This window comes from Candidatus Saccharimonadales bacterium, from assembly GCA_035480635.1.
In the GTDB taxonomy this organism is placed as follows: Bacteria; Patescibacteriota; Saccharimonadia; order UBA4664; family DATIHN01; genus DATIHN01.
Genome location: DATIHN010000025.1, coordinates 61,249 through 77,005 on the forward strand (window position 1 = coordinate 61,249; position 15,757 = coordinate 77,005).

A 15,757-nucleotide genomic window follows, 5' to 3' on the forward strand; every position below is an offset into this window, starting at 1 on the left:
ATTTCGCTTAAGTAAGGAACTAACTATGTCCAAAATTACACCGCACCTCTGGTTTGACGCCCAAGCTGAAGAAGCCGCCAAGTTCTACGCTTCAATTTTTCCGAATTCCAAAGTTGGCGCCGTTAGCCGGTATGGCAAAGAAGGCCAAGAGGTTCATGGTATGCCAGAGGGCACGGCCATGACGGTTGAATTTACTTTAGCAGGGCAAGACTTCCTGGCTCTAAATGGGGGACCGCACTTTAAATTTAGCGAGGCCATTTCATTTGTGGTTAGCTGCAACGACCAAGCTGAGGTCGATCATTACTGGGAGGCCCTCTCGGCCGTTCCAGAATCCGAGCAGTGTGGTTGGTGTAAGGACAAGTTCGGCTTGAGTTGGCAGATTGTGCCCAAGCAATTAGGCCAACTGATGAGCGATCCTGACCACGAAAAAGCTGGTCGCGTCATGCAGGTTATGTTAAAAATGAAGAAGTTGGTAATTAAAGAATTAGAAGACGCTGCCAATCAAGTTTAGTATTAATCAAAAAGGATAAGCCATGGCTGATTCAAAGGGTCCAGATATCGTAAAAATCAAAACCAGCAAAACTTATAAGGGCGGACACGCCGGCAGTGGAGCCGTCTACGGACTGGGCTTGCTTGGAGCGCTAGTCTACTACATCCAGCAATCCGACACCTTTTGGTTGCTGGTCTTGGGCATATTAAAAGCCCTAGTTTGGCCAGCTTTTCTGATTTACTATTTGCTAAAATTGGTCCGAGCCTAAGCTTAATCAAGCGCTCGGCGCTGGGCCTAGCAATGCTCCAAAGTTTAGTTGCAAGTTTCGGTTATTTTTTGGCAGTTGGGCGGGTGACCATGGCCCCAGTGCTGATGCTAAAATTGAGCCATACCATCGTGAGGTGGTATGGGTGTTGACCGAAAGGTCACTACCACAAGTCGGGAGCCCCTAAAAAGGCTCCCTCTTGTTTGTTATAATTGGTTCAATGGCTATTAAACCGATCTGTGACCGCTGTGGCAAAGAATTGACCAAGTTCGGCGCCATTTTATTTAGCCCACCGGATGATCGCAGCACCGTCAAGAAACTCCACGTCTGCGTTGACTGTTATCAAGCTATCACTAAAGACTTTATTAATCCGCCAACAACCTAATATTGCTATTGACAAAATAGCTAATGAATTATACCGTGTGGCTAACACCGAGGATTTGGGGAGGGTGACCGCCTGGCGGTCGCTTTGCTTTCCTTTGGTGCGCACTAAGCAAGTGAATATTCCCGAATGTGGGGCCCAACGTACTCATGGAAGGAGTACAGATGTTAGTTACACCTCACGCAAGGATGCGTCGCCCTCTGGTTGTGCTGCTGGCCCTTGGCCTGCTGCTCAGCCTGACCGCCCTCGCATCCACTGCCAGTGTTCTCGTCACCCAACGACCGGCATTGGCTTCGACATCAGTGCGACCAATCGCAGCCGTACCCACGGTTCGAACCATGACGGTTACCAGTTGCACCGCCTCATACTGCATGCCGATCAGCGCCGTCAGCTCGGCCTGCTACTCGTGCACCCAGGACCGCTACCTGACCTACATCCACGAGCTGGGCGGACCGCTATTGCCGTGCTACTCAAAGTCAGACGGGAACTATCCCTGGGATATAACCGATGACTTCAACCAGTGCATTTGGGGCGCGATGTGTGCAACAGCTTCAAATCACCGGGTTCGGGTCTGGAACTGCGACAAGCTCTACACGACTTACTCAGCAATCCAGTACAACCGCAGCGTCTACGACACCTTCTACAAGTTCTACGTGGCCTATGCGGGGAGTATGGCCGCGTCCGAGTCTCAAGTCGGCTGGTGGTTGTTCCAGCAAGCCACCTGCACTCCAGTAGTGGGGGCTGTTGGCACCAGTCTCGGAGCCGAAGCGGGGGTGCTGGCCAGTTTGGCCTGCGAAAACGGCATTACCGCGGTCGGACGCTACATCGGAGTGCCGGGATGAGCACTCAGGAGGTGAATATGACAGTCAGGAATCCCAGTCCGGCCGCCCGGCGTTTGATGCTGTTCTTCAGCGCCGTGCTTCTGATCTTCATGGTGGCACAAGCCATCACTACCGGCAGCCTGATGCTGTGGGCCACCATCGTGTTCGTCCTCACCGTCGGCATCCCGGTGGCGATCGTCCAGGGCCGCAAACACGACCGGCGCTACAAGAGGTGAGACATGGCGGTGGTTCTTCGGAGCCGCCGCCTTTCTCATTAATAACTAAAAAACCGGGATCACATCCCGGTTTTTTAGTGGGTCTAAACTTACGACAATTCGCCGCCGTGAACAATTAGAGCGTGCATGACGACCACGTCGATAACAATGACGATGATCGACCAAATCGGGTAGTAGGGCACAAAAGCCAGGTTAGCCACGGCGCTAATTAGCGCGAGCAACACACCAACGGTTCTAGCCCAAACTTTACCCTGCATGACGGCAATACCAGCCGCCACAATGACGATGCCCAGGATTAGGTGAACCCAACCCCAGCGGGTAACGTCCACGTTAACCAATACGTTTTCGGTCACCACAAAGAATGCATCTTTGACGATAGCCGTTAACCCAACGAATGCCTGAAACAAGCCGACCAATACCATCATGAACGATGCAAAGGCGACCCAACCGACCCAAGATTCGGAGTCGTTTCTACTTGCCATAAAACCTCCTAATATTAATTCAACTTCACTATAAGCCTAGGCCAAGCAATTCTCAAGCCTTATGTTTAATTAGCCCAAGACTAGTCGCGGTTGTCTTTGGTCTGCCGGCGCGCGTATTGTCGAGTCACAACTCGGCCTAGGATGATTCTTGCCAGCACTAAGAATATGGTAATGCCGACAAAAACATAAAAAGTTGTAAAGATTTTACCAGCCGCCGTTTTGGGCACAAAATCGCCATAACCAACCGTGGCTAGTGTAATGATCGTAAAGTAATAGGCGTTCAACCAACTAAAATGCTCAACTAGGTGATAAAAAATCACGCCGCCAGTAATAAAAGCGAGGGCCACCAGGGCGACTCGACTGTAAACCACGCTTTCTTTAATTTGATCAATACTAGGGATTTTGGGCTTTGGCTCTTCCATAGTGGTATTGTAGCGTGCTTGGAGTTGAGGCGCCATCGCGCCCACGCTTTATAGTCAGCCGGCTTGGCGTTATTCTTAGAAGATGCTCATGAAAATAACTAGCCCAGCTTTTTTGAACAACAGCCCCATACCAGAAGAATTTACCTGCAAGGGCCCAAACGCCAGTCCGCCTTTACAGATTGAAGGCGTCCCAGCTGGAGCGCTTGAGCTAGCCCTAGTGGTCGAGGATCCCGACGCCCCTGGTCGGATTTGGCAGCACTGGCTAGTCTGGAATATTGATCCAACTACCACCGAAATTATCGCTGGAGCCAAACCAACAGGGGCCGTCGAGGGAATAACGGATTTTGGCAGCCCCGGCTACGGTGGGCCTTGCCCACCCAGTGGCACCCATCGCTACCACTTTAAACTGTTTGCTCTGGATGCGCCCTTGCTTTTAGCTGCTTCGGCTGGTCGAGCTGAGTTGAACCAAGCCATGGCCGGACACATTCTGGCTGAGGCTGATTTAGTCGGACTATTTGGCCATAATCAAAAAGCCTAACCAAAACCTAATTTTCTAAATGCCAGTTGACTCCAATCACAATCCAGAACCTAGAGTAAAGCGCCGAATTACGGTTTTGGTCTTGGCTTTGATAACTCTTGGTCTAGGCGCTGGTTGGCAAGCTTCCAAGAACCCCGGGCCGGTCAGATCAATCGAGACTACCGTAGCGCAAAATCAGCCCGGGTTGTATCAGGTTACTCGCATTGATGATGGCGACACCATCGTCGTAAACCAGGGCGGCACCTCTGAAACGGTGCGTTTGATCGGCATTGATACGCCTGAAGTTAAAGATCCGCGCAAACCAGTTCAATGTTATGGACCTCAAGCTTCAGACGAAACCAAACATTTGTTAAGTGGACAGCGCGTTCGACTCGAGCCCGATCCTATCGGCGATAACCGCGATAAGTATCACCGCCTGTTGCGTTATGTTTATTTGCCGGACGGTACGTTCATAAATCAACTCTTGATTAGCCGCGGCTTTGCTTTTGTCTACACAATTTTTCCGTTTCAAAAACTAGACGATTTTAAAGCTGCTCAAACTCAGGCCCGCCAGTCCCAATTGGGTTTGTGGTCGGCCTGCCGAGTTGATGAATCGAGCGATATTTTGCAAACCAATCCGCTTTGATCGTTAAGTTCTAAGCGGTTGGGTCGGGTCCGTTTTCGGGCCGGCCGATGCGAGCGGTGATAATAACTTGGCGCAGTTCGCCGCGATCGTCTTTAATTTGGGTGGCACTAGTTTCGTTGTAGTAGGAGACCAAGTGGTGGCTGAGGATCTCGCCCAAATCTTTGAGCTTAAACTTTAGTTCATCCAGATCGGCAGAGAGTTTTTGATAATCCTTATCAGCTCGCAATATTTCTTTAGCCTTGGTCCTTTTAGTCACCAGGTCTTTAATTTCGTCCTCTAATTCCAAATAATCGTCGTTGCCCTCGGCAATGTCACTCAATTGGTCTTTGAGTGTTTTGGCCTCGATTTTGGCCTCTGTGATTTCGCCCATTAGGCGGTGTATTGCATCAAGTGTTGATTCGTCCATAACCCCTCATTTTGTCATGCGTTCCAGTATAGGCAAGACAAGCCGCTGGGTAAATAGAGGAGGCCCCGTGCGTGCACGGAGGCCTGTAGTGAGATTGAAAACGGCAGGTCGAGACTTAGGAGCTGGTTCGGCTCAGCCGCACCCTGAGGTCGTCAATTTGCCGGTGGGCACTGGCATCGCGCCCGAGGCTGGCTTGGGCATTGGCGATGGCGCGAGCGTTGCTGAAAGGCAGTGAAGACAGGAAGGAGAACAAGCGGGTAGAGCGGAGTCGTTGAAACAAAATGTTTCTCCTGGTAGCGGACGGTTTTCAAACCACAAGGGGGCATTCTAGCAAAGAATGTCACTTTTGACAACTGTTAATACTAACAAACTAAGCGTCAAAATCGTTAAAGTCTTGTGACAGACTGCTTATGGTAATAGTCGCAAAAGTCGCATTGGCATAACTTCGCAAATTGGGATATTCGCCCAATGCCTAAATCGACTAGTGATTCTATGATGCCAGTGATAGGAGGGAGCAGGTCATGGAGTTAGAAGACAGGGGTCGAACCAGGCGGAGTGTTGAAGATGTCTTGGCGCGCGATGAGGATCCGATCGCCAAAGTCCAAGACATCGTGGACTTGGGTTTTGACGAGGAGGTGGCTAACGATATCGTTGAGCGCTACCAAATCGGCCAGTCTCAAGTGGTTTATTATGAGCAGCTGCCCGGGTCCAAATCAGACTAGTGGCTGCAATCTAGACTCAAACGGACTACACTTGGGTGGTGTTTAAGTTTGGCTATTTATTAATCCAAAATATGGTCCGTTCTAATGGTTGAGCGTCAGACCAATTTGCCGCTCTACCCCAAGGTTTTATGGAATCGTCCGGTTTCTAGGGCTCAGAGCGGTCGGCTTTTGATAGTTGGTGGCAGACGGGGGGCCATTGCAGTACTCCAAAGCGTCTTTCAAACCGCGGTTGCGGCTGGCATTGGCCAAATCAAAATTCTGGCTCCCGATGTTCTTAAGCCATTACTTAGCGGTGTGGCCGAAGCTAGCTTTGGCCCCTCGACTAATTCGGGATCGCTAGCTCGATTAGGCCTGGATCTCTTAACCGAACTCGCCAGCGATGCCGATGCCGCATTGTTAGGAGCTGATCTAAGTAATAGTTCTGAAACCGCCATTCTAGCCGAACGCTTTATTGCCAGTTATCATCAAGGGCTGATACTAGTAGCCGACGCCATACCAATGATTGCGCAGTCTCCAGATGTCGTACGCCAACGCCCTCGAACTCTATTGGTATTTACGATGCAGGAGCTCTTTAAACTGGCGGGCAAACTGGGTCTTCCGATCCACATTCGACCAGAGGCAGGACTAGCCGCCAAAGTTGAGATCGCAAGCGATTTCTGGGAGCTATCGAGGATTGATCTGGCCTTAATTGGCCCGGAAATAATTATCAGGTCCGGATCAAAGACATCGATCACGCCATTACCGCCCAAGACCAGGCTTGAACCAACCGCCGCCGCTGGGGTTTTAAGTGTTTTCTATACTCAGAACCCCAGCGCCAGTTTCGAGGGCCTAACGACTGGGGCCTTTGTGTTAGCGCAGTCTGTTGGTGAACAAGCTCAAACCACCGATCAATTAGCCGCTGCCATCATTAAAGTAGTTAATGAAGCTGATCAAAATTAGGTGATATACTTCAACTAAGATGCCTGAGCAATTCCAACCCGGTCCCGAAGAAGTTGGCGCTGATCCGATTGAGGTTACCCCAACCAAGCCTAAGGCAAGAGTAGCCGATCACCCGATCAGCAGTTTTAATTTGAACACCAAGGGTCAAAACCCGGATTTTCCCGATTTTGATGATGAAAATGCTCCGGAACTTTTGCCGTCAACTGAACTCCAAGCTGAGTTGGAAGACCTGAGGTTGCCCATCAACCCCGAATCTGGGCAGCATTTAGGCTACCTTGAACTCAACCGAGACGCCGCTGATCCACGGCCAGTGGTCAGTTTTTTTGAATATAGTGTCGATGCTGATCACGCCGGCTCTAAGCATTTGCTGGAGCAGTTAGCCTTACAGAGCCAGCGCCATATTTACGCCTTTGAAAACCCCAGCACTGGTGGGTCTGATAAATTAACCGCCGAACAGCACGAGGCCCTCAAAAAGGGCGATTTTGAACCCATTGCCAGATCAATTCTAGAAAATATGCAAGCAGTTGGCTTAAAAGCTGTTGATCTTAATGGTCACTCGTTGGGTGCCCGCATTGCAGGATCAGTTGCCGCTCATGCCAGCGAATACGGGATCGTGGTCAAGAATTTGGTACTGATGGAGCCAGCTGGGCTCGATGATGCCTCAATCGGGAAACTAATCTATCGCTTGGGAGTCAAGGAAGGCTGGAATATGATCAAATACCAAAAGCATGTTCAAGACCCAAGAGGCAAAGAAACCTTCGATACCCCAATTGATGTTGTCAAAAACTACGCTGGCATGATCCGCCGAGACACCAAGGGCAATATTTGGGCCTATCCCAAGGGCTTAGGGAAACCTACCTTAGCCACGGACTTAATTTTAGCCTTAAAGACTCAAGAGGGGATGAAGACTCACTTGATTACTGGCGGTGCTAGTCAAATAGCCCGGCGCAAGACCGTCAACGAAACTTATACGGCGCTCTCAACCGTTTACGGCCCTCGAGTTCATATGGTCCGCCTGCCGGGAGATACCCATATGCTCAACATGGGCGCCGCCCGACGCATGGCCTGGCACATCAGCCGTTTGATTGATAATTAGATTTGAAAAGCCGCCCGGTTAGGGGCGGCTGGGAGGCGAACTTTGCAGTCCGGCCCTGGCTCGAATTAACTCCTGACGTGTCCACAAACACCACAGACCAACTTCTGGTTGACACGGTACATCTTCCTGTGACAGTGGCGTCGGAACGCATGCTCGACGTCAATTGTCCGATTTGGACGCTGGGCGAACTCGGCTCTGGCGTAGTTCACGACATGAGTCGGCAGCTTTGACGGGTCCAAACCATATCTAGGCCAGAGGCTTGCATTAAACACCTCTGTTTCGATCTCCTCGAACGCCGCTAGGCTCTCGCCCCAACGCGCGACCTTAAACATCTGGGCTGTGTGAACTGATGACGCGTTATTTGGTGGATGAGACATACGGTTTTGCTCGCGTTCTCCGATAACACCAATGACCATCGGATCATCATTACCACGGGCCTGTCGCGTCCAGATCTCGATGTCGCTGAAGACCGCGCAAGACTCGGCGAAGGCGATGTCTTCGAGCACCTCTGTCGGCACACGGTCGAAACTATAGTCGGCCCAGTGACCTTGTTTTTTGCTGTGGACACCCCTCAGAAACTGAGCCCACACCGCAGCCTCATGAGAATTCAGTCTCGGGTAGAGTTGCTCGGCCATAGCGCCCAATTCATCGGTCAGCTGGAGAGACGGGTTGAAGCCCAAACCCTCCAACAAGACTTTGCGGGCTTCCGCAGTCTCGTTGGCAGGAAGCTTGTCAACACCATCTAAGCGGTACGAGGCAGTTTCCACGTCGAACTCCATTGGTAGGTGCTAGTACCGCAACTATACCGCAAAGTCTATGAATGTCAATCGAGAGGATTTATTATTTGAGTAATTTCAGCATTTGATTTCGTTCACCAGCACTCAAAACCAAAAAATGGTCTGGGTCCCACTCCAGTGCCCGTTCATAAACACTATCACCAGGATTACTGGGGATGACGTGGAAGTGCAGGTGATGCCGTTTGATGGTGTTCTCAGCCACTTGGGGCCGAGTCTTTTGCCAAATATCGACACCTTTAAATATAGTCAGTAGATGAGTGCTCAGCCGGGTAATTTCTTGGTAAATGGCAATTAGTTCTGCGTCATTTAGAGCCTGTGGAGGTTCAAAGTGGCGCCTGGGTATGACCAAAACGTGGCCAGGTGCTAACCTGGGGTTAGATAGAAACGAAGCCATTAAATCATTTGAGCGAATCAAACGATCAGCCTGACTGGTAAGATCACAAAATGAGCAACTAGTTTTCATTTGTTGGTGGGCGAGGAGAGACTTGAACTCTCACGTTGTTGCCAACACCGGATTTTGAGTCCGGCGCGTCTGCCAATTCCGCCACTCGCCCTCACGACAACTCTACTACAGCTTGCCACTTAAATTGATCAAACTATACTTTAATTGTATAATTATGTAAACCGGCTGGTGGCTTATCCAGCCCAGCCAGACTATCATACTAACAAAGCTGACACATATTATGAACCCATCACAAGGCGACACTCTCGATATTAAGCCGGTCCAACCGGGCCCAAACCAACCAACTAGCCAGCCGGCTAGTGGCAGTGAGGCCGAGGCCGCTCGGGCCCGCATCGCTGAATTATCCGATCCCCACGCCGGTACCCTCGAACAAGGGCAGGCTGTTTCGTTGCGTCGACCGATAGCGGCGGGGGCGGGCCTGCCTCCAGTGCCAGCTCCTGCTAGCCCTGCAGCCGAAGCCCTCAAACCAAAGCTACCCAGTCTGCCCCAATTTAATCAGGCTAAGATCAAGCGCAAAATCCCCAGCCCCGTTAAACCCTTACTGAGCGCCCTGGGTGCATTTGTCCTGCTCGTAATGGTCTTTAAAGCCCAAATTATCTTAAGTCAACTAAAATATCTGACCGGCAAAACTCAGACTGTCACATCCAACATTGCTACACCAGCCGCCTCCATACCGCCCGATCCGACCATTAGCATCCCCAAAATTAACGTTAACGCGCCGGTCGTCTACGAACCCAGCATTGCCGAAGCCGCCATTCAAAAAGCCTTGGTCGGTGGGGTTGTCCACTATGGCACCTCGGTTACACCTGGCCAGCCCGGCAATCTAGTGATCGTCGGGCACTCCTCGAACGATTGGTGGCAACCCGGTAACTATAAGTTTGTGTTTGTGCTACTGGATAAATTGGCCGTGGGCGATCAGTTTAGCTTGAATTACCAATCGCACAAATATATCTATGAAGTGACCTTAGTTAAAATCGTCGAACCAACCGATTTGAGTGTGCTAGCCAATACGCCAAGCCCAACAGCCACCCTAATTACTTGTACACCACCAGGGACAAGCTGGCGGCGTTTGGTCGTCCAAGCCAATCAAATTAGCCCCGAACCAACCAGCCAGACGCCCTCGACAGTTGATAATAGCGCGGGGAGTAGCCAAGCTCTGCAGCTGCCCAGCGATTCGCCCAGCCTAGGTAGCCAACTGAGCCGAGCCTGGCATAATCTCACGACCAGTATTTCGAATCTAATTCACGGTAAATCAAGCACCACCAATCAGCCAACTGAGCAAAACTCAACTCAGCCGTCCAATTCGACCTTGCCTTCGGGACTCTAGCTTAGTGCTTAATGGTAATAGCATTAATGGCCATTTGGCCGTTGCTCTGAGGTTGGACGACTAAGACTTCGTGCTGATTGCTAGTAAAGCTGATTTGGCCGCCACTGGCTGGTCCCGAGATTTCAGCCGCATTGCCGCCATCAAACTCGACCAAAGAGACGCCGCTGGTATTAACTGTTAGTAGATGATAGGTATCGAACCAGAGCACGTTCTGATAGGGTGTTTTGGAACTAGCAAAGTTGTAGGTCCGATTAAGTTCGAGGTCATAGGTTGCCAGCCGCTGGCCGTCGCGGAAATTAATAAATCGTCCGTCGGAATTGAAGCTCAGGCTATCGGCCGACTTGGTAATGATACGGCTAATCGGGTGGGCGCTGGAGAGTTCACTGTAGAGCGTGATGGTGCGACTTTTATTAGGTAAGACGGCGATTTTATCATCACTCTTATAGCTGCCGTAGCTGATCTGGTAACTGTCGCTGTCGGCGATGGCTTGAACTTGTTCGCGTTTATTTTGCCCGGAAGTGTCCATGGTATAGAGACTCTTACCTAATGGGGTCGTAGCAATATAGACGATCTGGCCATTACCACCAAAAGTATAAGTGGCTACGTGATCAGCCAAGACAGCCGACAGACTTTGGCTGGCAGTATTGATCCGGCGCAAACCATCCGGACTTAACCAAAATAATTCTTGAGCGTTAGTTGGGTTGAAGTGCAGGGCCTGGAGATCGAAACCATACTGCTCGCTCAAATTTGTGACTGTGCCACTGCCCAGAGTCAGCAGGCGCTGGTAGGTTTTATCGCCCGATTTGGTGGTAATTAACAATCGGCTGGCATCACCCGAAAACTCCAGGGTTTGAACAGCCTCGATTGGCTGCCCCGGAGCTGGCGCCGTGGGAGTGTAGGCGATACTAGGCTGATGCTGACCAGTGTCAAAGGTCCAAACTTTGGTATCAGCCGCCACAAAGGCGAAGTGTTTGTGATCGGTACTCGTGACCAGGCCAGAGACGCCAGCCGCCTGCGACCAAGTTCCGGTTTCGAGGTTAGTCGGCAACAGTAAAACGTACTGGGCCCAGGTTACTTCCGAGGGCACAATTGAGATGCGCTTGGTCCAGGGACGATAGCCATCCTTGGTGATATCAAAGGTGTAGTCACCAGCCTCCAATGTGCTGCGATAGGGCGTCCGGCGGTGGATGGGCTTGCCATTAATCGAGATATCGGCCCCACCCGGTACTGACGTAAATATAACTAAACCGTTTAGCTTAAGGCGGCCAGTGTGGAAATCATAACTATAGCCTCGACCAATGTAGATTAAGACGATGGTGGCAAGTACCACCCCCGCAATTACGACGATCCAACCGGTGATTTTGAGTGGGCGCAGAGTCATGAGCTAACCATTACTATATCGCAAGCCAGGCTGTCTTGGTAGCCGGCCGGCAAACCCGCTATACTGTGATAGATATGTTTTCCAAGCGTGTGGCCATCGATTTAGGAACCGCCAACGTGCTCGTCTATGTACCGAAGCGCGGTATTGTTATTAATGAACCCAGTGTTGTAGCCCTAGATACGGCCACCAATCGGATTATGGCGGTCGGTAATGAAGCTCGGGAGATGCTGGGCCGCACACCAGATACCATTGTGGCTTCACAACCACTGCGCGACGGTGTGATTGCTGATTATCGAATCACCCAGGCCATGATCCGCCACTACATCACCAAGGTCGCCGGTGGATTCCGCTTGAGTCGCCCGGATGTGATGATCTCAGTACCAGCCGGCGCCACCTCAACTGAACGCCGAGCCGTCATTGATGCCACCATTTCGGCCGGAGCCCGAGCTGCCTACATCATCAAGGAACCGGTGGCCGCGGCCATTGGGGCCAGCATTCCCATTGCCTCCGCCGCCGGCAATATGGTAGTCGATATTGGTGGCGGTACCACCGAAATCGCTATTCTGTCGCTGGGCGGGGTGGTGGCTCAAAATAGTATTCGCGTCGGTGGCAATCGAATCGATGCCGCCATTGCCGATTTTATCAGGCGTAAATATGGGCTAGCCATCGGTGAGCGTACGGCCGAAGAAATTAAGCGCGAATTGGGTTCGGCTTTGAAGCTTACCAAAGATCGCTCGGCCGAAATCCGCGGCCGAGATATTATTGCCGGCCTGCCTAAGACCGTTACCGTTTCTTCAAACGATCTGACCGAAGCCATTAGCGATGAACTCGAGAAAATCATTCTTGCTATTCGAGTGGTACTGGAACAAACGCCACCCGAACTTTCCAGCGACATAATTGACCGAGGCATGGTCTTAACGGGCGGCGGAGCACTGCTCGCCAACCTCGATAAGCTCCTAACCAATGTTACGGGCGTGCCTTGTGTAGTGGCCGAAGAACCCTTGCTGTGCGTGGCTAGGGGAACCGGTATTGCCCTTGATAATCTAGAAGAATACAAGCGCAGTTTGGTGGGGATTAAATGATGCGAGTAGCCATTGTTCACGACTGGCTCAATACTCGGGTGGGCGGTTCCGAAAAAGTCCTAATGGAGCTGGCTAACCTGTATCCAGATGCCGATATCTACACTTTGATATTCAGACCGGAATTTTACCGCGGCCAAATTGATCCCAAACGCGTGACGACCTCGCATTTGCAACGCTGGCCGAGGTTGTTAACCGATAAACCAAGTTATTTGTTGCCGCTACTGCCCACGGCCATCGAGCAGTTTGATTTGAGTAGCTACGATGTCGTCATTTCATCATCCAATGCTTTTAGTAAAGGCGTTTTAACTCCACCTCGAACGCTTCATATTTGCTACTGCTACTCGCCGATGCGCTTCGCTTGGGACTACTGGCCCAGATATTTAACTGAGCTCTCAATTGGGCCGATTAGGCGAATGGCCGCTAGAGGGGTGATATCCAAAGTCAGGCTATGGGACTACTATAGCTCGAAGCGAGTTGATCATTGGATTGCAATTTCCGATCACATCGCAGCTCGGATTAAAAAGTATTACGGGGCCAAGGCTGAAGTCATTTATCCGCCCGTTCAAATCGATGACTTTGAGCCGTTGGCCTCGCGCTCTGATCACTACTTAACCTTATCGACATTAACGCCGTACAAAAAAATTGATCTAGCTATTAAAGCCTGTAATCAATTGGGGCGTAAACTAATCGTGGTCGGCAGCGGCTTTGATCGTAAACGTTTGGAGGGGCTGGCCGGACCGACTATAAAATTTGCTGGCAGGGTTAGCGATGAGGAAAAGGCTAGATTACTCGCTACGGCCAAGGCTCTGCTCAACCCCCAAGAAGAGGATTTTGGAATAGCCAGCGTAGAGGCTTTGGCTTCGGGCATCCCCGTAATCGCCTTCGCTAGAGGTGGAGCTGCCGAAATTGTCAGCGATGGCGAGACTGGAGTGCTCTACGAGGACGATTCAGTTGAGGGCTTAGTGGCAGCGATCAAGCGTAGCGAAGCTCTAAATTACGACCGCGATCAGTTACTACAGGCCAGCCGGCGCTTTAGCGCCTCCTATTTTGCCAAAACCTTTACCACAACAGTTGAGAAACTTTATGCCGATCACATCAGCCAGTTATAAAGTTCTGGACACGCGCATCGACGCGCTGGATAATGCCACTGGCTTGGCCAGGGCTCAAGACTTGGCCAGTGATCAAGCAGCGGCTCATTACATCGTCTTGCCTTACGTTGAATTCTTGAATCAGGCTGCCCAAGACCGGGAGCTTCAGAATCTACTCAACCAAGCCGATTTGAGTTTGGCTAATGGGGTTAGCATCAACTGGGCCATTGAATACCTCTACGGTGGGGAAACAAAATTTAGTCGATTTCTGGCCACCCTGACTAACATTATTACCCGGCCTGCCAACGTCCACCGGCTAGCCCCCAGCCGATTTGATTCTAGTAATTTTACTTGGCCGATGCTGGAATGGGCCGCTCGCGAGCACCGCAAAGTTGTTCTAATTGGCTCACCCAAGCAACAATCAATCGAAGGGACCGCTAAATTCATCCAAACCGCCATACCTGGAGCAATTATTGCTGGCGTCTACCCCGGTTACTTTCATAAAGCCGGCCGAGTCCGGCTGATTCAAGAACTGCGTCAGCTCGAGCCAGATTTGATTTTGGTTGGCATTGGCTTCCCCAAACAAGAAGCGTTGATGCACGATTTACGCAATGAGTTGAGCCACGGTTTAATGATTGGGGAGGGCGGTAGTTTCGATTATGAACTCTTTGGCGGAAGCATCAAACGCGCACCTAATTTTATCAGAACCATCGGGCTAGAGTGGCTGTGGCGCTTGATCCGCGAGCCGGCCCGCCTGCACCGCCAACTGGCCATTCCAGCCTATCTGTGGCGGGTTTGGCGCCAGGGCCGGCATTTACCCGAGTAAATATCATGCTTATGCTATACTTGTTAACATAAGCAAGTTACGAAACAGTGCAATGTCCTAAATGTGGAAAAACCGGTCGAGTTACGATTGCGGGTATGCAATATTGTACCAATTGCGGCAACCCGTTAGGTCCGGCGTCGGCTGAAAATAAGTCTAAGAGCCTCAGAGATATTTCGCCCACCATAGCCAGTATCCCGACCCCAGTTACCTCAACCGGCGATCAATCGATGCCGGCAGCTTCAGCCCCGGCGCCGACTCCAACGCCCAGCCCAGTGGTTGCCAGCGCGCCGCTACCGGCCACCAGCCTGCATGCCCAACCAGCGGCACCGCTTGATTTACGTCAAGTCGAACCAACACCCATTCCCACTCCTACTACGCAGTCGACTCTACCCGAACCAACCCCGGAGCCAGCACCGACACCGGTGGTGGTGGAGCCGGCAATCAAAACCGAGGTCACCAGTACCCGTCGCAGGGCGGAGAGAGCCGCTAATGCCCAAACCACCACCAAAAGCCAACTGGTGACCAAATTCCAAACGCCAGCGGAAGACAGCCCAGAACCCGCAGTTGAAACACCGACCACACCGGCCGCTCAACCACCGCCAGCCCAGCCAGCCAGTCCACCAGCTCCAACGGCCCAACCGCTAAGCCAAGCACCCGCCTACGCTCCCAGTGTGCCAATTGCCGCCGATGACGAGGGGCCAGCTGCAAATCCTACACCTCCCATACAACCAAAGTCACCGTACCCAACACCGGTACCGGTTCAATCAACTCAGCCTCAACCGACCCCAACGCCAAGCCCACCAAGCCCACCAGCAGCTCCAATTCAGCCGGCCGCACCAGCTCCAACTTCTGCGGTTATGCCAGGGGCAGTGGCGACCGCCGTCGATGCCAATAAACGCTTGGTGGCACCAGCCAAGCTAGCGTCCGTTAGTCCTGAGGCAGCCAGAAAGCAGGCCTTTGATCTGGCGCTCGCTAACGCTCCGAAGCGCAACAATACTGCAACCGTAGCAGCGGCGCTGGCTTCGGTTGCCATTATTGGCGGCTATATTTGGCTCCAAAACGCGCCAAAGCTGGCTATTCATACGGCCGCCGGTCGGGCCGGTTTTGCGGCCGCGCTGCCATCGTATTTGCCAAATAATTACAACTTGCAAAAACCGGTTCAAGCTAGTCCCGGACGCATCGTTCTATCTTATGGTTCGACTGATCGCAACAATTTGGTCATTAATGAACAGCGCACTGATTGGGATTCGCAATCGCTGCTTGATAATTACGTTACCCAGCAATCCAAAGATTACTTAACTATTAATCAGCAAGGTTTGACCATCTACCTTTATAATTCGACTATGGCCAGCTGGGTCAACCGAGGGAT

General features: G+C 51.5%; 22 protein-coding genes and 1 tRNA gene. 16 read left to right on the forward strand and 7 right to left on the reverse strand.

Going from position 1 to position 15,757, the window contains the following annotated elements; all coding sequences use genetic code 11:
• Nucleotides 1-25: 25 nt before the first annotated feature.
• The 5 genes from VLE72_04415 to VLE72_04435 all read left to right on the forward strand — a co-directional run bounded on the left by VLE72_04415 (nt 26) and on the right by VLE72_04435 (nt 2,194).
• A complete protein-coding gene (locus VLE72_04415) occupies nt 26-511 on the forward strand; it encodes a VOC family protein (GenBank protein HSX15112.1) in 486 nt (161 codons plus the stop codon).
• Between the two features lie 22 nt (nt 512-533).
• On the forward strand, nt 534-758 hold the full coding sequence (locus tag VLE72_04420) for a hypothetical protein (GenBank protein HSX15113.1): 225 nt from the start codon (nt 534-536) through the stop codon (nt 756-758).
• Between the two features lie 217 nt (nt 759-975).
• A complete protein-coding gene (locus VLE72_04425) occupies nt 976-1,140 on the forward strand; it encodes a hypothetical protein (GenBank protein ID HSX15114.1) in 165 nt (54 codons plus the stop codon).
• A 161-nt stretch (nt 1,141-1,301) separates the two neighbouring features.
• Nucleotides 1,302-1,979 carry a hypothetical protein gene (locus tag VLE72_04430; protein HSX15115.1) on the forward strand — a complete coding sequence of 226 codons (678 nt, stop codon included), beginning with the start codon at nt 1,302-1,304 and terminating at the stop codon, nt 1,977-1,979.
• 17 nt (nt 1,980-1,996) lie between these two features.
• On the forward strand, nt 1,997-2,194 hold the full coding sequence (locus VLE72_04435) for a hypothetical protein (protein HSX15116.1): 198 nt from the start codon (nt 1,997-1,999) through the stop codon (nt 2,192-2,194).
• Between the two features lie 89 nt (nt 2,195-2,283).
• On the opposite strand, the gene VLE72_04440 is transcribed toward VLE72_04435, so the two are convergent.
• Nucleotides 2,284-2,676: a hypothetical protein gene (locus tag VLE72_04440; protein ID HSX15117.1), complete on the reverse strand. Its 393-nt coding sequence runs from the start codon at nt 2,674-2,676 to the stop codon at nt 2,284-2,286.
• A gap of 80 nt (nt 2,677-2,756) precedes the next feature.
• Nucleotides 2,757-3,098: a potassium channel family protein gene (locus VLE72_04445; protein ID HSX15118.1), complete on the reverse strand. Its 342-nt coding sequence runs from the start codon at nt 3,096-3,098 to the stop codon at nt 2,757-2,759.
• Nucleotides 3,099-3,180: 82 nt separating this feature from the next.
• Here VLE72_04445 and VLE72_04450 point away from each other — a divergent pair, with 82 nt between their 5' ends.
• Nucleotides 3,181-3,636 carry a YbhB/YbcL family Raf kinase inhibitor-like protein gene (locus tag VLE72_04450; protein ID HSX15119.1) on the forward strand — a complete coding sequence of 152 codons (456 nt, stop codon included), beginning with the start codon at nt 3,181-3,183 and terminating at the stop codon, nt 3,634-3,636.
• A 19-nt stretch (nt 3,637-3,655) separates the two neighbouring features.
• Nucleotides 3,656-4,261 carry a thermonuclease family protein gene (locus tag VLE72_04455; protein HSX15120.1) on the forward strand — a complete coding sequence of 202 codons (606 nt, stop codon included), beginning with the start codon at nt 3,656-3,658 and terminating at the stop codon, nt 4,259-4,261.
• Nucleotides 4,262-4,271: 10 nt separating this feature from the next.
• Here VLE72_04455 and VLE72_04460 read toward each other — a convergent pair whose 3' ends face one another.
• Nucleotides 4,272-4,667, reverse strand: a complete 396-nt coding sequence (locus VLE72_04460) for a hypothetical protein (GenBank protein ID HSX15121.1) — start codon at nt 4,665-4,667, stop codon at nt 4,272-4,274.
• A 94-nt stretch (nt 4,668-4,761) separates the two neighbouring features.
• Here VLE72_04460 and VLE72_04465 point away from each other — a divergent pair, with 94 nt between their 5' ends.
• The 4 genes from VLE72_04465 (at nt 4,762) to VLE72_04480 (ending at nt 7,424) form a co-directional block, all read left to right on the forward strand.
• Nucleotides 4,762-4,902 (forward strand): hypothetical protein, encoded by a 141-nt coding sequence (locus VLE72_04465; GenBank protein ID HSX15122.1) that lies wholly within the window; start codon nt 4,762-4,764, stop codon nt 4,900-4,902.
• Between the two features lie 286 nt (nt 4,903-5,188).
• Nucleotides 5,189-5,389: a hypothetical protein gene (locus VLE72_04470; GenBank protein ID HSX15123.1), complete on the forward strand. Its 201-nt coding sequence runs from the start codon at nt 5,189-5,191 to the stop codon at nt 5,387-5,389.
• Nucleotides 5,390-5,473: 84 nt separating this feature from the next.
• Entirely contained in the window at nt 5,474-6,328 is an 855-nt protein-coding gene (locus VLE72_04475) for a hypothetical protein (GenBank protein HSX15124.1), read from the forward strand.
• Between the two features lie 19 nt (nt 6,329-6,347).
• A complete protein-coding gene (locus VLE72_04480) occupies nt 6,348-7,424 on the forward strand; it encodes an alpha/beta hydrolase (protein ID HSX15125.1) in 1,077 nt (358 codons plus the stop codon).
• A gap of 65 nt (nt 7,425-7,489) precedes the next feature.
• Here VLE72_04480 and VLE72_04485 read toward each other — a convergent pair whose 3' ends face one another.
• From VLE72_04485 to VLE72_04495, 3 genes are all read right to left on the reverse strand, one after another.
• Nucleotides 7,490-8,203: a hypothetical protein gene (locus VLE72_04485; protein HSX15126.1), complete on the reverse strand. Its 714-nt coding sequence runs from the start codon at nt 8,201-8,203 to the stop codon at nt 7,490-7,492.
• A 61-nt stretch (nt 8,204-8,264) separates the two neighbouring features.
• Nucleotides 8,265-8,684, reverse strand: coding sequence for an HIT domain-containing protein (locus VLE72_04490; GenBank protein HSX15127.1), 420 nt, complete (start codon nt 8,682-8,684; stop codon nt 8,265-8,267).
• Between the two features lie 4 nt (nt 8,685-8,688).
• Nucleotides 8,689-8,775: transfer RNA gene (locus VLE72_04495), tRNA-Leu, on the reverse strand.
• 129 nt (nt 8,776-8,904) lie between these two features.
• Here VLE72_04495 and VLE72_04500 point away from each other — a divergent pair.
• The gene (locus VLE72_04500; GenBank protein ID HSX15128.1) at nt 8,905-10,011 is read left to right on the forward strand and encodes a sortase; all 1,107 of its coding nucleotides are present in this window, start codon (nt 8,905-8,907) and stop codon (nt 10,009-10,011) included.
• A gap of 1 nt (nt 10,012) precedes the next feature.
• Here the strand turns inward: VLE72_04500 and VLE72_04505 are convergent, their stop codons facing one another.
• Nucleotides 10,013-11,392 (reverse strand): PEGA domain-containing protein, encoded by a 1,380-nt coding sequence (locus VLE72_04505; protein ID HSX15129.1) that lies wholly within the window; start codon nt 11,390-11,392, stop codon nt 10,013-10,015.
• Between the two features lie 74 nt (nt 11,393-11,466).
• Here VLE72_04505 and VLE72_04510 point away from each other — a divergent pair, with 74 nt between their 5' ends.
• The 4 genes from VLE72_04510 to VLE72_04525 form a co-directional block, all read left to right on the forward strand.
• Nucleotides 11,467-12,474, forward strand: a complete 1,008-nt coding sequence (locus tag VLE72_04510) for a rod shape-determining protein (protein ID HSX15130.1) — start codon at nt 11,467-11,469, stop codon at nt 12,472-12,474.
• On the forward strand, nt 12,471-13,583 hold the full coding sequence (locus tag VLE72_04515) for a glycosyltransferase (GenBank protein HSX15131.1): 1,113 nt from the start codon (nt 12,471-12,473) through the stop codon (nt 13,581-13,583). Before VLE72_04510 ends, VLE72_04515 begins: the two co-directional genes overlap by 4 nt.
• Complete coding sequence (locus VLE72_04520; protein ID HSX15132.1) at nt 13,558-14,388, forward strand: WecB/TagA/CpsF family glycosyltransferase; 831 nt, start codon at nt 13,558-13,560, stop codon at nt 14,386-14,388. Before VLE72_04515 ends, VLE72_04520 begins: the two co-directional genes overlap by 26 nt.
• A gap of 227 nt (nt 14,389-14,615) precedes the next feature.
• Nucleotides 14,616-15,757 (forward strand): hypothetical protein (locus VLE72_04525; protein ID HSX15133.1); only part of this gene is annotated, 1,142 nt, incomplete at its 3' end.

Coding starts and splice junctions, on each gene's coding strand:
- VLE72_04475 (HSX15124.1), top strand. CDS start 5,474: ATGGTTGAGCGTCAGACCAATTTGCCGCTCTACCCCAAGGTTTTATGG.
- VLE72_04510 (HSX15130.1), top strand. CDS start 11,467: ATGTTTTCCAAGCGTGTGGCCATCGATTTAGGAACCGCCAACGTGCTC.
- VLE72_04515 (HSX15131.1), top strand. CDS start 12,471: ATGATGCGAGTAGCCATTGTTCACGACTGGCTCAATACTCGGGTGGGC.
- VLE72_04500 (HSX15128.1), top strand. CDS start 8,905: ATGAACCCATCACAAGGCGACACTCTCGATATTAAGCCGGTCCAACCG.
- VLE72_04505 (HSX15129.1), bottom strand. CDS start 11,392: ATGACTCTGCGCCCACTCAAAATCACCGGTTGGATCGTCGTAATTGCG.
- VLE72_04485 (HSX15126.1), bottom strand. CDS start 8,203: ATGGAGTTCGACGTGGAAACTGCCTCGTACCGCTTAGATGGTGTTGAC.
- VLE72_04445 (HSX15118.1), bottom strand. CDS start 3,098: ATGGAAGAGCCAAAGCCCAAAATCCCTAGTATTGATCAAATTAAAGAA.
- VLE72_04425 (HSX15114.1), top strand. CDS start 976: ATGGCTATTAAACCGATCTGTGACCGCTGTGGCAAAGAATTGACCAAG.
- VLE72_04430 (HSX15115.1), top strand. CDS start 1,302: ATGTTAGTTACACCTCACGCAAGGATGCGTCGCCCTCTGGTTGTGCTG.
- VLE72_04450 (HSX15119.1), top strand. CDS start 3,181: ATGCTCATGAAAATAACTAGCCCAGCTTTTTTGAACAACAGCCCCATA.
- VLE72_04520 (HSX15132.1), top strand. CDS start 13,558: ATGCCGATCACATCAGCCAGTTATAAAGTTCTGGACACGCGCATCGAC.
- VLE72_04440 (HSX15117.1), bottom strand. CDS start 2,676: ATGGCAAGTAGAAACGACTCCGAATCTTGGGTCGGTTGGGTCGCCTTT.
- VLE72_04470 (HSX15123.1), top strand. CDS start 5,189: ATGGAGTTAGAAGACAGGGGTCGAACCAGGCGGAGTGTTGAAGATGTC.
- VLE72_04420 (HSX15113.1), top strand. CDS start 534: ATGGCTGATTCAAAGGGTCCAGATATCGTAAAAATCAAAACCAGCAAA.
- VLE72_04480 (HSX15125.1), top strand. CDS start 6,348: ATGCCTGAGCAATTCCAACCCGGTCCCGAAGAAGTTGGCGCTGATCCG.
- VLE72_04460 (HSX15121.1), bottom strand. CDS start 4,667: ATGGACGAATCAACACTTGATGCAATACACCGCCTAATGGGCGAAATC.
- VLE72_04435 (HSX15116.1), top strand. CDS start 1,997: ATGACAGTCAGGAATCCCAGTCCGGCCGCCCGGCGTTTGATGCTGTTC.
- VLE72_04415 (HSX15112.1), top strand. CDS start 26: ATGTCCAAAATTACACCGCACCTCTGGTTTGACGCCCAAGCTGAAGAA.
- VLE72_04455 (HSX15120.1), top strand. CDS start 3,656: ATGCCAGTTGACTCCAATCACAATCCAGAACCTAGAGTAAAGCGCCGA.
- VLE72_04490 (HSX15127.1), bottom strand. CDS start 8,684: ATGAAAACTAGTTGCTCATTTTGTGATCTTACCAGTCAGGCTGATCGT.